The sequence below is a fragment of the Algoriphagus sp. 10J20-15 genome, from assembly GCF_055809615.1.
This window is the reverse complement of record NZ_JBVVUG010000038.1, coordinates 1-13,932: the sequence shown is the minus strand read 5'-3', so window position 1 is coordinate 13,932 and position 13,932 is coordinate 1. Positions and strand designations below refer to the sequence as shown.

The window sequence follows — 13,932 nt, the reverse complement described above, 5'->3', positions numbered from 1 at the left end:
GATGAAAAAGGCTATTAACTTTCTCAAACTGCTAAAAGAAAACAACAATCGGGAATGGTTCTCTGAGCACAAATCACAATACGATTTGATTGCAAAGGAAAACAAAGCGTATTTCAACGAGATTTATACGGAACTGCAAAACCACGATAGTTTATCCGGAATTCACATTTCCAGAATCTACCGGGATATTCGCTTTTCAAAAGATAAAACTCCTTTCAAAACCAATTTCGGGGCTGGATATTCTCGGACAAAGCCATTGTTAAGAGGTGGATATTACATGCAAATAGAGCCAAATAACAGCTTTGTAGGCGGTGGGTTTTGGGCTCCAAACAAAGAAGACCTGCTTAATATCCGCAAGGAATTTGAAACGGACACTAGAGAAATTCAACAGATAACTTCTGATAAAACTTTTGTGAGATATTTTGAAGAACTCCAAGGGGAAGATGCTGTAAAAAATGCCCCAAAAGGCTTCGATAAAGATCACCCTGCCATTGATTTGATTAAGAAAAAGCAATTTGTGGTGAAAAGAAAATTTACTGATAAAGAGGTTTTATCGGATGATTTTCAGAAAGAAGTCATTCTTACATTTCTAGCAATGCGCCCATTTTTTGATTACATGAGTGAGGTGCTTACTACAAATCATAATGGGGAATCGAAAGTGTAATCACTAACAACAAAAAACCCAAGAAAATATTCTTGGGTTTAAATTACGTTAAGACTGTTTATCCCAATCCGTTCTTTTCTCCCATAGACCGGATTAGCTTGTAACCATTCTCAGCCATATCCCAAGGTTCAGAGAAATTCCTCCACACTCCAATTGAATTTGCAAAAGCAGGATCATTTCTGGTAAAACCTTCAATAGTCAACCAGCCCTTATACTTCACATCAGCCAAAGCTTTAAAAGCCTCGTCGAAGTTCACATGACCTGAACGCAGGTGTTTCCTCTGTCATTTTCAGAGATATGGAAATGCCCCAATTGAGGAGCAATAAACTTAATTGCATCGGACAAGCTCTTCTCTTCGATATTTGCATGATGGGTATCAAACATAGCCTGTACATTCGGGTGATCCACTTTTTCCAGCAAATACGAAAGCTGATCCATGGTATTGCAGAGGTAGCATTCAAAACGGTTCAATGCCTCAGGCGTTAGTAAAATCCCTGCATCTTTAGCATAGTCCCCTACTCCGTGAAGCACTTCGGCTGACCAAGAATACTCATCTTCGATTGGTTCTCGCGAGGCAAAAACAGTGAATCCCGAATGAAAAGGTCCACAAAGTACTTGAGCATTTAGATCATGGGCTCTATCAATAACCCATTTCAGTTGCTCACTTGCCGCCGCACGAATTTTAGCATCTGGTGAAATTGGATTTTGGTCTGCTCCCATCACCGTCACTGCAGTCACTTCCAGGCCGATATCTGCGCAGTGCTTTCCAACTAATTTGAAAGATTCCTCAGGTGAACCTCCTATGAAAAATTCTGCACCGTCATAGCCAATTTTTTTTAAACGATCTAAAACAGGCAACAGCGCCTCTGACATTTCTGCCGACCAAGCCAGCACATTAAATCCTATTTTGTTCATGAATTCTAATCTTTCTTATTGAGTCTATTCATATTGCCCTTCATTATTCCTCATTCGCTATTCATGATTCAACATTGAAAATAAAGAATGCAGAATGATGAATTTTAATTAATGAAATTTACAGTTCTACTACTTGAAATCTTCGACCCTCATTCCCTTCCTAAAGCTATCAAATCCAAACATAGTCGGTTCGTAGCTACCTACAATTTCCACAGAAAGTTCGGGGGTGATCACTTCCGGCATATCCAACAACCAAAAGGAAGCATTCACGATCAGGCGGCGCATATCTTCTACCTGAAAATCAATAGATGAACCTAGGGTACTCCCTAATACTTTACCTGTTTTTCCTCCATCTAGCGAATACTCCTTTGTCCAAGCTATTGGCATTATAGATTTATCCCACATTAGAGGAGACTCTGGAGTCATACCTGCTGTTGATTGTCCATATAGAAGCACATTGGCAGACGAGGGCAAATTCTTAATCGAGTAAACATCGGTTGGAGCCCAGATATCATCAACTCCTCTCAATATCGGGTGATCAGCATCACGGTCAACTCCATCAATCAACACTCTAGTTCCTTCTGATTTATGGACTCCATGATGAGCAACCCAAGTTTCACCTACAATCTGCTGACCGAAGCCACCTTCCCAACCAGCAACTTTACTATTCCAAGTCCATTTGGCGTAAGGAGAATTCTTGTCTTTGATTGCGAAAGGGTGAGTTGAGGTCCGAAGTGCAATAAATGGTTTTCCTGATTTGAAATAATCTTCCAAGTGCTTCATTTGATCCAATGGAAGGTCTCTAAAACGAATGAGCATGATCACGAGATCAGCATTCTTGAGATGCTCCAAACCTGGTATATTATTTTGGTAGCTCGGAACTACGTTGCCCGATTCAGGCTCAATCGGAAATAATACAGTGGTATTAAATCCATAATGCTCTGAAAGAATTTTTGCCATCATCGGCATGGATTCCTCAGATCGGTACTCATCATCTCCTGCTATTAGAACGACATTCTTTCCTTGACCTGGGCCACTTTTGCCATTGAATTGTAAAAAAGATTGACCGTTTTGAGCTGAAACACAAGATATTGAGAACACAGCAATCAGAATCAATAAAAAAGCAGGCTTTTTGGAAGATGAGTTTTTCATGGTTTTTAAGAGAATGAATTGGGAAAATAGTAAAACTTTCAAGGGTTTTCATCCTGTTCTCAGAATTCTATTTCGGTATCGATTCCGTTAATTGTTTAGCCTTTCAACATAATTATGGAAAGACTAGCGACAAAAATTACCTACTTTCTCATTCTAAAATCAATTAATGACAACCATACATCCTTCAAATATGATCTCGAGCACTTCATATCTTACACAATTTTGGATGATAGGCGAGATTCAATGTGGTCTTAAAAAAACAATAATAAACTCATGAAAACGGACAGAAGAAATTTTCTCAAGACAGGCTCACTAGCCGCATTAGGACTTAGTGGGATTTCTATAGTTCCATCTACGGTACTAGGCAAATCTATGGGTCACACAGCTCCCAGCGATAAAGTTAATCTTGCTTGCTGTGGTATAGGCAATCGTGGCGCTCAGATTATGAATGCACTTTATGACACTGGGCTATGTAATATCGTAGCGCTTTGTGACGTAGATATGGGAGCGCCTCATACGACAGCTATGATGGAGAAATTTCCAAATGCTAAGCGATTCAAAGATTTCAGAAGAATGTTTGATGAGTTTGGAAATGGATTCGAAGCTATTACTGTAGGAACTCCCGATTTTTCCCACTTCCCGATCACCATGCTAGCGATGTCTGAAGGCAAGCATGTTTATACTGAAAAACCAATGGCTCGTACCTTCAATGAGATCACCCTCATGATGGACTCTGCCAAAAGACATAAAGTGGTAACCCAAATGGGAAACCAGGGTCACTCTGAAGGCAACTACTTCCAATTCAAAGCTTGGAAGGAAGCTGGTATCATCAAGGATGTGACTGCAGTGACGGCTCATATGAACAGCCCAAGAAGATGGCATGGGTGGGATGTTAATATGCAAAGCTTTCCAAAAGCTGAAGCACTGCCATCCACACTTGATTGGGATACCCTGCGCTGATGGCTCGATCAGAACACGACTACAACAAAGACTTCATCAACGGACAGTGGAGATGCTGGTATGACTTCGGAATGGGCGCTCTAGGAGACTGGGGAGCACATACAATGGACACTGCCCATGAATTCCTTGAACTAGGCTTGCCATATGAAGTGGATCCAGTGATGCTTAAAGGACACAATCCGTTCTTCTTCCCAATGTCATCTACACTGGCGTTCAAATTTCCGGAGCGTGGTGATATGCCTGCTTTGACACTTACTTGGTATGATGGCGTGGACAATGTACCTCCTGTACCTGCAGACTACGGTACTTCCGAATTGAATGCTGATATTCCTGCAGCCAGTAACGGGCAGATTCAGCCTGCTAAGCTAAATCCAGGTAAAATCATTTATGGAAAAGACCTGACTTTCAAAGGTGGATCTCATGGCAGTACACTTTCTATTATTGGCGAAGAAAAAGCTAAAGACATGGCTAGCAAACTTCCTGAAGTACCTGAAAGTCCATCAAACCACTTTGCAAACTTCCTGAAAGCTTGCAAAGGTGAGGAAGAAACTCGTTCAAGGTTTGAAATCGCAGGTCCACTTAGTCAGGTATTCTGCTTAGGAGTTTTAGCTCAGCAATTAAATACCACATTGAAGTTTGATAGAGAAACTCAACGCATTACGAACAATCCACTAGCAAATCAGCTGCTAAGAGGTGAAGCGCCAAGAAAAGGATGGGAGGAGTTTTACACCCTTTAATTAAAAGTAAAGTTTAACATCAAAAGCTGGAATGAGAAATCGTTTCAGCTTTTTTTATGAATAGTTCTCGCGGCGGAACAGCGACGTAACGGAACGTCCTCACGCCAAGTTTCGAACAAACAGCTTTCCTTTATTCAAGCGATAATTAATGTTTTTAACACCCCTGCTTTTCGAGCCTTGACGATATATATATTCCTAAGCGGCACAGTCAAATGGAAATATTTATTCTGATTTCTGTGACTTAAAAATTGCACCATTGGGCCACGCCTAAATTGCCTTTTGAGACTCCGCAGAGGGTATCTTAAAACTTAGGGCAAGGGAGAAGCGTGTCTCTCCTTCTTGGCTGGCCTTGGCTGTTATTTGGCAGAGTCCATGACAAACTTAACTCATGGGCTCCACCTGATTGAATCCCTAACTGAGAAACCGTGTAATCAAAGCTGTATCCGACATTCAGGCCAGAAAGCAAATTCAAACCCACCATCATTACGATAGCATCCCGATTGCTTTGCTCTTCCACCTTTTTGTACGGCAGTCCTCTATACCAAACTCCAAAAACAATTGGCTCCACGTAAAAATAGGCGCCTACATCCAATTGCTCGAATGGACCTTGCTTCTTATAATTGATGGTAGGTGTTAAATATCGTTGTTTTCTTATATGGGTGAAATCTCCACGCATGGACCCTTCCCCCAAATTAATTCTATAGCCTGCATGTGCTGAGAATTTTACAGGTAGTGGGCTATCTCCATCGATAAAAGATTGATTGGGTTTGTTCACATGATGGGCCGAGCCGCCAATCCAAAAATCCTCTGTAAAGAATAACCCCCCAAACGAAAGGGAAAGCATATTAACCGGATCACCCAAACCAGGGATATCTGAACCTGGGAATATAGGTCCAAACGGATCGTTTGGATTAATTTGATTCGCAAAAATGAGATTTTCATAAAATCCAATTTCTCTTCGGATATAGCTAGCCTGAAAACCTGGACGGAAAAAAGTTTTTTCTCCAAGCTTCAATTCGTAAGAATATATAGCTGAAATAGTAGTAGATCGAAGTTTGGAAGCTCCCTCTGTATCTTGCATAACCATTACCCCTATCCCTGAGTTGTAATCATTCAGGTAGGTGTCGTAATAAGCAGAAAATGTTGTGAACTGAGCATCGATACTTGGCCATTGGTTTCTATAGTTGAATCCAACACGGCCAGTCAACTCAGATCCAGCAAATGCTGGGTTTAAGTAAAGAGGTGCCGCATAATATTGGCTATATTGCGGATCCTGTGCGTAGGCATTGGTTCCTACAAATAGTCCAACCACACAAAGAAAAACAACGTAAACCAGAGACCTTAACAAGTATTTGTTCGTTAATTTGAATATTCAGTAGGCTTCTTCAACGTTACAGAACGTATGTTGTTTTAGAAGCAGTTCGAAAATTATGAAAAGCAGCCCTAATTCCATAAGGTTACCCTACATTTTTACGATTACCCTCCTATTTACAACTTTTGTATTTAATACTGCGGTGTATTCGCAGGGATTTAATGACAATGAGTGGATATTTGGCTATTGCGGTGGATCAACAGAAAATAATTATTTATCCTTCGGAAAAGGAAATTCGCCTAACGTCCAGTCAATTCCTGGCTCAATTGTTTTTACCAAAAACAATTCTGCACTTGCTATTGATCCTATCACCGGACAACCTCTGTTTCTCACCAATGGTGAATTAGTTTACGACTATAGTCAAAATCCTATTCAAGGAGTTGGCTCAGGGCTGAATGGAAATATTGACGGAATACAGCAAGTAGCAACTGGTTTCTTAGAATATGATCCAGAAGGGAACAAGCTTTTTTATATTTTCTATCTCTCGCTGGGCGGAGAGCTTCAGTATGCAGTAGTGGATATGAATGCCCCAGGCCAAGCTACTGGAAATGAGCGGCCATTGGGTGAAATTACCTCTAGCGACAATGTAATAGGCAATGGGTCTGGAGCTGTTTTGGTTGTAAAAACGCCAGCTTCACCTTCGTATTTGATCAGTTTTGATAATGGAAACCTTATTTCTAGAAGCATTGATTCAGGTGAGGGAAGTTTCACCGTCACAGACAATCAGGCTATATCTTCCACTCCAAAACAGATCGTTTTTAATGCAGAGACAAGCCAGTTAATCATCATACCTGAATCCAGTACTGACCCTATTTTGATATTGGACTTTAATACTAGTAGTGGCACTTTTGGTTCACCAACCCCTATTTCTCAATCATCCGGAAATGGTAACTATGGAGGAGCAGAAGTTTCTCCTGATGGTAATTACATTTATTATTCTGCGGGGGATTCACTTTTTAGAATTCCTGTCTCAGATCTTTCAGGCACACCAGAAGTCCTGCCTATCGAAGGGCCAGTGTACTCCGCCGGAGGGAATTTTCGCCGTTTACGATATCAAAGCGGGGCCAGATGGAAGTATCTATTATATCTACGAGGAAGTAGATGGAGGCCCGCAAATGATAGGAAAAGTAACGAATCCTAACGAAGCTGATTTGAACTTGGTGGAGATTGAGGAAGACCCATTTGCCGGTGTAGACTTCTGTGGGACGATATTTCCAATTTTTGCTCCAAATGCAGACGTAGATCCCACAGTTGATTTCACTTGGGACCCAGAAATGCCCTGTGCAAACAATCCAATTCAATTAACTTCTCTAATCACTCCAGAGAACTATAGACCTGTAAGTTTTTCGTGGAATTTCGATCCTCCACTTACAGACTCTACAGGTAATGCATTGCCAGCTGATTATGCTCAAGAGCATTTTTTAATTCCGGCAGATGCAGCATCCGGACAAAGTCTAAATGTGACACTGGATGTCACCTTCGCGGATAGCACCACACTATCTGTAAATCATACCATTACCCTAACAGAAAATAACCTTCAGGCTAATTTTTCTCCACAAGACACCACTTTATGCGAAACTTGCTTAGATCTCAGCCCACTGCTATCAGCTCAGGCTGGTGAGGAAGACGGTGGAGCTGGAGGCGGAGGTGGAGTTGGAAGCGGACAAGGTGGCGGTGAAAATTATGAATACTTCTGGTCAAACAAACGTGATCAAGGATGGATTGGTGAAGAAGCCAATGAAGTTTGTACTCCAGGTCTGTATTGGGTTTTGGTACGTGAACCGGGATCTTCCTGCTATGCTTATGCTGAGATTCGCGTCAAAATGTGGGATGTCCAAGATCAGACAAACAACATTTGGTACTTTGGTGATGGTGCAGGGCTTGATTTCAACCCTGACCCGGATGATCCTGATGCTCCGACCCCACGCCCAATAGCAGCTAGACATCCTCAAAACATACCAGCAGGAACTACAACCATCTCCGATCAGGCAGGCCAAGTGCTCTTCTACACAGATGGCCAATCAGTTTGGGATCTCAATGGGGATTTAATGGAAAACGGGGAAGATATAGGTGGTGACAATTCTAGCAGTCAAGGTGTAATTGCAGTTCCAGTTCCTGCTGAGGAGACACTATTCTACCTTTTCACTACGCAACTTTCTGCAAATGGAACCAACGAGGCGAAATATTCTTTGGTAGACATCAAATCAGAAAACCCTACCGGGGTTGGAAATGTCGTAACCAAAGACAATTTCCTTTTCAGTCCTTCTTCTGAGCACACCGCTGCATTGGATGCGGGAGACACAACTTGGGTTGTCTATCATGAACTTGGGAATAATACATTCCGTGCGTATCCAGTATCTGCGCAAGGCATTGGTCAACCAGTTCTAAGTTCTGTAGGTTCTGATCACGGCTTCAATTCGGGCGTTGGCGCTATGAAATTTAATTCGGATGGAGATCAACTTGCTGTAACCATTTCTGAAGGTGGATGTAATAAATTAGAGATTTTTGATTTCGACAGTGACACTGGAGAAATGACAGAGTACGCAAGAGTGGATCTCGGTTGTGACGGAGATGTTTATGGAATGGAGTTCTCCGAGGATGGAGAGCGAATCTTAGTATCATATAGAAATGGCGGTCCTGGAATAGAAGAATTTATAATTAAGGCCAACGAAAATGATGATTCGTCTGCTGCAGTTTGCCCAGCATGTTTTGATGGAGCAAGCACAAGAGCACAAATAGAAGCCTGTATCATCAGCACAAAAAATCAAATAAGTCAAACGAGTGGACTTAATTTGGGAGCACTGCAGATAGGACCAAATGGTCAAATCTATGTCGCTGTAGTAGGCGATAATAGAATTGGTCAAATCAACGTAGGTTCAGGTTGTAATTCTCAAAGCACCTTTACCCAGGATGGTGTAGAAGCCATGCCAGGAACCTCGAATCTTGGCCTACCTTCATTTGTCCAAAACTCAGGTAGTTCGATTCCAGAACCAAGTCTAGCTGCACCTGCCAGACTTTGCTTGGATCCAGAACTCGGAGCAGGTGCACTTCTTGAAGGTGGAGGAGAGCCTGATATTGACAGCTATTTCTGGACAATTACTAATCAAGATGATGGGACAATTATCCGAAGCGATTACGGTGGTCCGGGAGATGAATTCCAGAATCTAGAGCAGATATTTAATAACCCTGGAACCTATACTGTAGAGCTTAGAGTAGATAGATGCGGTGATGCTGAATATTTCCGGGCGACTACTGAAATTTTGGTTGAAGCTCCACCAGAATTGACTCTAGCTGATGACGCAACGCTTTGTGCAGGCAACCCTGTCACTTTAACTGCAATAGATGGATATGATCCTGCAGAAGGATTGTATGATTTCGAGTGGACAAATGCTGCAGGGCAAGTTTTTGGAGATGAAAATTCTAATACTATTACCGTCGATGAAGAAAGTATCTACACAGTAAGTGTCAGCTATAGACTGCCAGCAGGACTGTCGGAAGATGAAGCCTTGCTTTATGAAACATGTCCTGCTACGGCTGAAATTTTTGTAGGCCCAGCATTCGAATTTGACCTCACTCAGACAGCATCAGAGGTATGTTATGAAGAGATTTCGGTTACATTCGCACCGAATACCCCGATCACAGGAGAATGGTTTTACGAGCTTAATGGTGATCCAAATAGAGTTGCTTTAGGCGAGTTTTTCGAGTTAGAATTGTTCATCAATACACTTCCTGGACCTGGGCAATATGAAATCATTTTCGTGACCCAAGACCCAATTTTAGAAGGTTGCGTCGTTGAGAAAAAATTAGATTTACTGGTAAATGAATTACCTATTTTCACGGCAGTTCAAACTACTCCGGCTACAGATTGTAATACTCCTGATGGTTCATTTGAGATCACGATGCAATCAGATGCTACCACTTTGACCGTATTAGAGACAGGTGATACCTTCACCAATTTAACCGCGGGAAGTTCTGTTCAAGTTATGTCAGTTCTTCCGGGAGTTTATACCATCGAAGCAGAAAATAGTTTTGGTTGTACTTATGCCGGGAGCGTCACTGTAGAGAACAGTAATCCTCCCGCAGGATTTGAATATACCGTCACGCCTACTGAAGAAATTTGCGGTCCATCTGGAGTTCAAAATGGCATGTTGGTTGTCAACTTCACCATTTCTCCTCAATCTGGCTCTTACACAGTAACTCGACAAGGTGACGGACAGACTTTCCAAGGGACATTTACTAATACAAGTCAGTTTGATATTTTGGTTCCTTATGGAGATTATGCAGTAGAAATTCAGGACCCGACTGGTTGCGCTATCCCGGATCCAACGATTTATAATATAGCTCAGAAATTTGAGGTAGTTTTTTCAGTCCCTTCTAACTTGACTGCCTGCGAAAGCTTCACCTTTGCTCCCACTTCTCCAGATGTATTAACTTACACGGTCACAAATTCTGCTGGCTCTTTGATTTCTCCGGATGCAAATGGAGAATTTACAATCACTCTTTCTGATACCTATACCGTGAGAGGCGAAGATCCAACTGGCGTCAATTGTCCAAGAGAAGAAACAATCGTGGCTAACATTACACAGCCAATAGATTTTGAGATTTCACCCCCAATCGTGGACTGTCAGGTAGGCATTCAATATGAAGCTGTATTGAATAATGCTTTACCTGCAGATGTGATTTTCCTATGGAAAGATGCATTAGGTGTTATCGTAGGAAGAAGACAAATCTTTGTTCCAAGCAGATCTGGAGATTACACCTTGGAAGTTCAGCCGGTAGCAGGCGGGTTATGTCCAGTCGATAAAAAATCTTTCTCCGCAGAAGTAATTTCCCAGCGAGTAGAGGTCAGCTTGGATATAGTGCCATTTTGTATCGATCAAACTAGCACTACTATTACAGTAGATGCGGATATGACGAATGTAGCTGATATCGAATGGTATTCTGTGCTCAATGGTACACGTACCAGAATACCTGCTTTTGATGGAATGCCAATCATAGAAGTTTCTCAAGAAGGAACTTACGAAGCCTTACTTAGAAGTAGTGTAGGCTGTGAGCTTGGCCGTGCCAACGGGGTAGTTTCAAAATCGACTATCAGTCCGCCGATAGTTCCTGCTGGATTCACTATTTGTGCTATTGAAGGTGTGACTCAGACTATTGACCCAGGGACATACGATAACTACTCGTGGAAATTAAATGGAGTTGAAATCTCTCAGGCACCTATTTTCACACCTACTGAGGGCGGAATCTATGAACTTACCGTATCCGACAATTTGGGTTGTGCTTATGTAGCCACCATAGAAGTTGTGGAAGATTGCTCGCTGAAAATAGTCTTCCCAAATGGCGTAGTGCTTAATGATCCGAATAGAAACTTTATCTTATATGCAAATGAATATATAGATGATGTAGAAGTCTATATTTACAATCGTTGGGGTGAATTGATCTTTTATTGTGAGCATGAGAATATTGAGCCAAAACAACCTTTCTGTCCATGGGACGGCCAAGTCAGAGGAGAGCTTGTGCCAAACGGAACATATGCGGTAGTTGTGAAGTTTACCAGTACAGACCAAAATATCACACAAAAAGTAATAAAGTCTATTACAGTAATTCAATAGTATGCTTATCCTTATTTCACCAGCAAAGACGCTGGACTACAGCACCCCAAGTTTCACAGAATCCACACAACCTGATTTCCTAACTGATACGCGCGCCTTAGTGAGAATCATGAAAAAGAAGTCGGCCAAAGAAATTGGAGAATTGATGCAGATCTCTGAAAATTTGGCAGAACTAAATAATGAACGATTTAAGACGTTTCAGAAAGACTTTACTGAGGAAAATTCGAAGCAGGCATTACTGGCTTTCAAAGGTGATGTATACACCAAAATCGATGTAGACAAGTATTCTAAGGCGGATTTTGATTTTGCTCAAAAGCATTTGAGAATTCTTTCTGGTTTATATGGTTTATTGAAACCATTAGATTTAATTCAGCCATATCGGTTGGAAATGGGGATTAAATTAGAGAATAAAAAAGGGAAGAATCTTTATGAGTTTTGGGACAAAAAAATCTCAAAAGCCATCAATAACGCTGCAGAAGGCAATACTATAGTTAATCTTGCATCCCAGGAATACTTCAAAGCCGTTCATTTGGAATCCTTAAAAAGCCCTGTGATTACGATCGACTTCAAGGAATATAAAGACGATAGTTATAAAATTGTGGGCTTTTTTGCCAAACAGGCTCGAGGCATGATGAGTAATTTTGCGATTAAAAATAGAATCACGGATACAGAGCAACTAAAAACTTTTAATGAAAGTGGCTATGAGTATTCTGAAAAACTGAGCAAGGAAAACAACTGGGTATTTGTGAGATAACAGGCTAGGATATTATTAAAAACTTGGATTTCATTTTTAATGGTTGGATTTTTTTTGACCTGATTTAAATAGTAGCTTAGAGGTCTGATTCTCACCGTTTTTATATCTTCAGTTGAAGTTCATAGGCAATAAAACGTTTAAACTAATTACTTTAATGCTGCTTTCGGCAGTAGTAGGCATTGGTTTATCCTTTTCCTACATCCTTAGGGACAAATCAAACAAAGAGCTTGCTGCATTAATTGATATAGCTGATCCTGAATTAATTGGACCAGATAAATTATGTAACATTTTTGGAAGCATAATTGGCGACTTTTTTGGCGCGGGAGATCCATTAACAGATGTGTATTCCTGGAAAATTTATTCTCCTTCAAACACATTACTTTTTGATCGTACTGGAGGGGCTGGTTTTCAAACTATTAGTTATACTTTTTCTGCCATAGGGACTCATAGAGTGGAATTAATAGTAAAAAGGGGAGCAAGTATAATCTATACTGGGTCTCAAAATGTCGAATTAATCAAGGGACCAAACATTGCGCTTGTGGCTAATTATCAAATATGTGGATCAGAAAACCTCGATTTGACAGCAATTGATCCAGCAAGCCCAAATTTCTCTGATTATCAATTTAGCTGGAAGAATAGTTCCGGGGTAGAAATAGGAACTACCAACACCATTACTGTTTCTGCGAAGGATACCTACACAGTAGATTTTTATTTTGAAGATGTGCTGGGCAATAGAGACTGTGAGTCCCAGCTAACCACCACTGTATCTGGCGTTACAGATTATTCAATAGTTCAAACAGCCACCCAAGCTTGTCCTACTGGCAGGTTAATTTCCAAACTTCTCCGTCTATTTTTGGAACTTGGTATTATGAAAAAATAGGTTCAGGTACCGAAGTTTACCTCACAGACGGCAACAGCGTAAACATCTTCCCAAATCAAAATCTTGCTGGTGAAGGGGATTACAAAATTATTTTTAAACCGGGCACAAGCTCTGGTGCAAGTTGTCTTGTAGAAAAGTCAGCAAACCTTCTTTACTATCCTCAACCAGAATTTCTCCTGGTGAATGCCGTAGGAGCATCTGACTGTAAAGTTTACGATGGATCATTAACTATTCAAGCTATTACTCCTATAGATTTCGTCTTTATTGAAGGCATTGGAGTCTCTTCGACCGCTTTAGCACCAGGAGACACTTATACGTTTACAAATCTGGAATCTGGTGCCTATAGCATGATTGGTACATTAGGCAGTTGTACCAATTCATTGGGCTCTGTAGTATCTCTAACAGATCCACCCGAGCCATTGAAATTTGAAGTTACTGATATTACGGGAGAGTCTTGTACTCCGGATGGAAAGACAATCGGATCGTTTAATGTTGATTTCACAAATGGCCCAATTGACGGATCATACCGAGTAATCCATGAGAAAGGAACTGAGGTTCAAAATGTCGGATTCATGGGGATAGCACTTCTCCGTGAAAATAGACATCCCGAAGGAAGGTAGATATTATTTCGAATTATATAGCACTGATAGCTGTAGTTTGCCAAAAGCAGGATTAATTGATGTGCCAAGTGTTAACCAGACTATCTTTTTTGTTCCAAATGAAATAACGATTTGTCAGTCTTATGATTTAATTCCAAGTACAAATCAAAATTTAGAATTCAGCTTAGAATATCCAGATGGTACTATAGAAGTTAAAAACAGAGACGAGATTTTTCTTATCACTGAGGCGGGAAAGTACAAAGTTATAGGATCTGCCATTGGAGATC

9 protein-coding genes and 2 pseudogenes are annotated in these 13,932 nt (G+C 41.0%); 8 read left to right on the top strand and 3 right to left on the bottom strand.

Going from position 1 to position 13,932, the window contains the following annotated elements:
* Nucleotide 1: 1 nt before the first annotated feature.
* Nucleotides 2-664 carry a DUF2461 domain-containing protein gene (locus AC0L6R_RS16140; RefSeq protein ID WP_473272140.1) on the top strand — a complete coding sequence of 221 codons (663 nt, stop codon included), beginning with the start codon at nt 2-4 and terminating at the stop codon, nt 662-664.
* A gap of 58 nt (nt 665-722) precedes the next feature.
* On the opposite strand, the pseudogene AC0L6R_RS16135 reads toward AC0L6R_RS16140, so the two are convergent.
* Both AC0L6R_RS16135 and AC0L6R_RS16130 read right to left on the bottom strand, forming a co-directional pair.
* A pseudogene (locus AC0L6R_RS16135) lies at nt 723-1,579 on the bottom strand (sugar phosphate isomerase/epimerase family protein).
* A gap of 129 nt (nt 1,580-1,708) precedes the next feature.
* On the bottom strand, nt 1,709-2,731 hold the full coding sequence (locus AC0L6R_RS16130) for a ThuA domain-containing protein (protein WP_473272139.1): 1,023 nt from the start codon (nt 2,729-2,731) through the stop codon (nt 1,709-1,711).
* Between the two features lie 273 nt (nt 2,732-3,004).
* Between AC0L6R_RS16130 and AC0L6R_RS16125 the strand changes: the two are divergent.
* Nucleotides 3,005-4,428: pseudogene (locus tag AC0L6R_RS16125) on the top strand (Gfo/Idh/MocA family oxidoreductase).
* Between the two features lie 301 nt (nt 4,429-4,729).
* Here AC0L6R_RS16125 and AC0L6R_RS16120 read toward each other — a convergent pair.
* The gene (locus AC0L6R_RS16120) at nt 4,730-5,776 is read right to left on the bottom strand and encodes a PorP/SprF family type IX secretion system membrane protein (RefSeq protein ID WP_473272138.1); all 1,047 of its coding nucleotides are present in this window, start codon (nt 5,774-5,776) and stop codon (nt 4,730-4,732) included.
* 82 nt (nt 5,777-5,858) lie between these two features.
* On the opposite strand from AC0L6R_RS16120, the gene AC0L6R_RS16115 reads away from it, so the two are divergent.
* The 6 genes from AC0L6R_RS16115 to AC0L6R_RS16090 form a co-directional block, all read left to right on the top strand.
* Nucleotides 5,859-6,941, top strand: a complete 1,083-nt coding sequence (locus AC0L6R_RS16115) for a hypothetical protein (RefSeq protein WP_473272137.1) — start codon at nt 5,859-5,861, stop codon at nt 6,939-6,941.
* A complete protein-coding gene (locus AC0L6R_RS16110; RefSeq protein WP_473272136.1) occupies nt 6,916-11,412 on the top strand; it encodes a T9SS type B sorting domain-containing protein in 4,497 nt (1,498 codons plus the stop codon). The genes AC0L6R_RS16115 and AC0L6R_RS16110 overlap by 26 nt, the downstream gene beginning before the upstream one ends.
* Nucleotide 11,413: 1 nt before the next feature.
* Nucleotides 11,414-12,166, top strand: a complete 753-nt coding sequence (gene yaaA / locus AC0L6R_RS16105) for a peroxide stress protein YaaA (RefSeq protein ID WP_473272135.1) — start codon at nt 11,414-11,416, stop codon at nt 12,164-12,166.
* A 154-nt stretch (nt 12,167-12,320) separates the two neighbouring features.
* A complete protein-coding gene (locus AC0L6R_RS16100; protein WP_473272134.1) occupies nt 12,321-13,046 on the top strand; it encodes a hypothetical protein in 726 nt (241 codons plus the stop codon).
* Nucleotides 12,977-13,666 (top strand): hypothetical protein, encoded by a 690-nt coding sequence (locus tag AC0L6R_RS16095; protein WP_473272133.1) that lies wholly within the window; start codon nt 12,977-12,979, stop codon nt 13,664-13,666. Before AC0L6R_RS16100 ends, AC0L6R_RS16095 begins: the two co-directional genes overlap by 70 nt.
* A partial coding sequence (locus tag AC0L6R_RS16090; protein ID WP_473272132.1) for a hypothetical protein occupies nt 13,638-13,932 on the top strand: 295 nt, incomplete at its 3' end. The genes AC0L6R_RS16095 and AC0L6R_RS16090, both read left to right, overlap by 29 nt.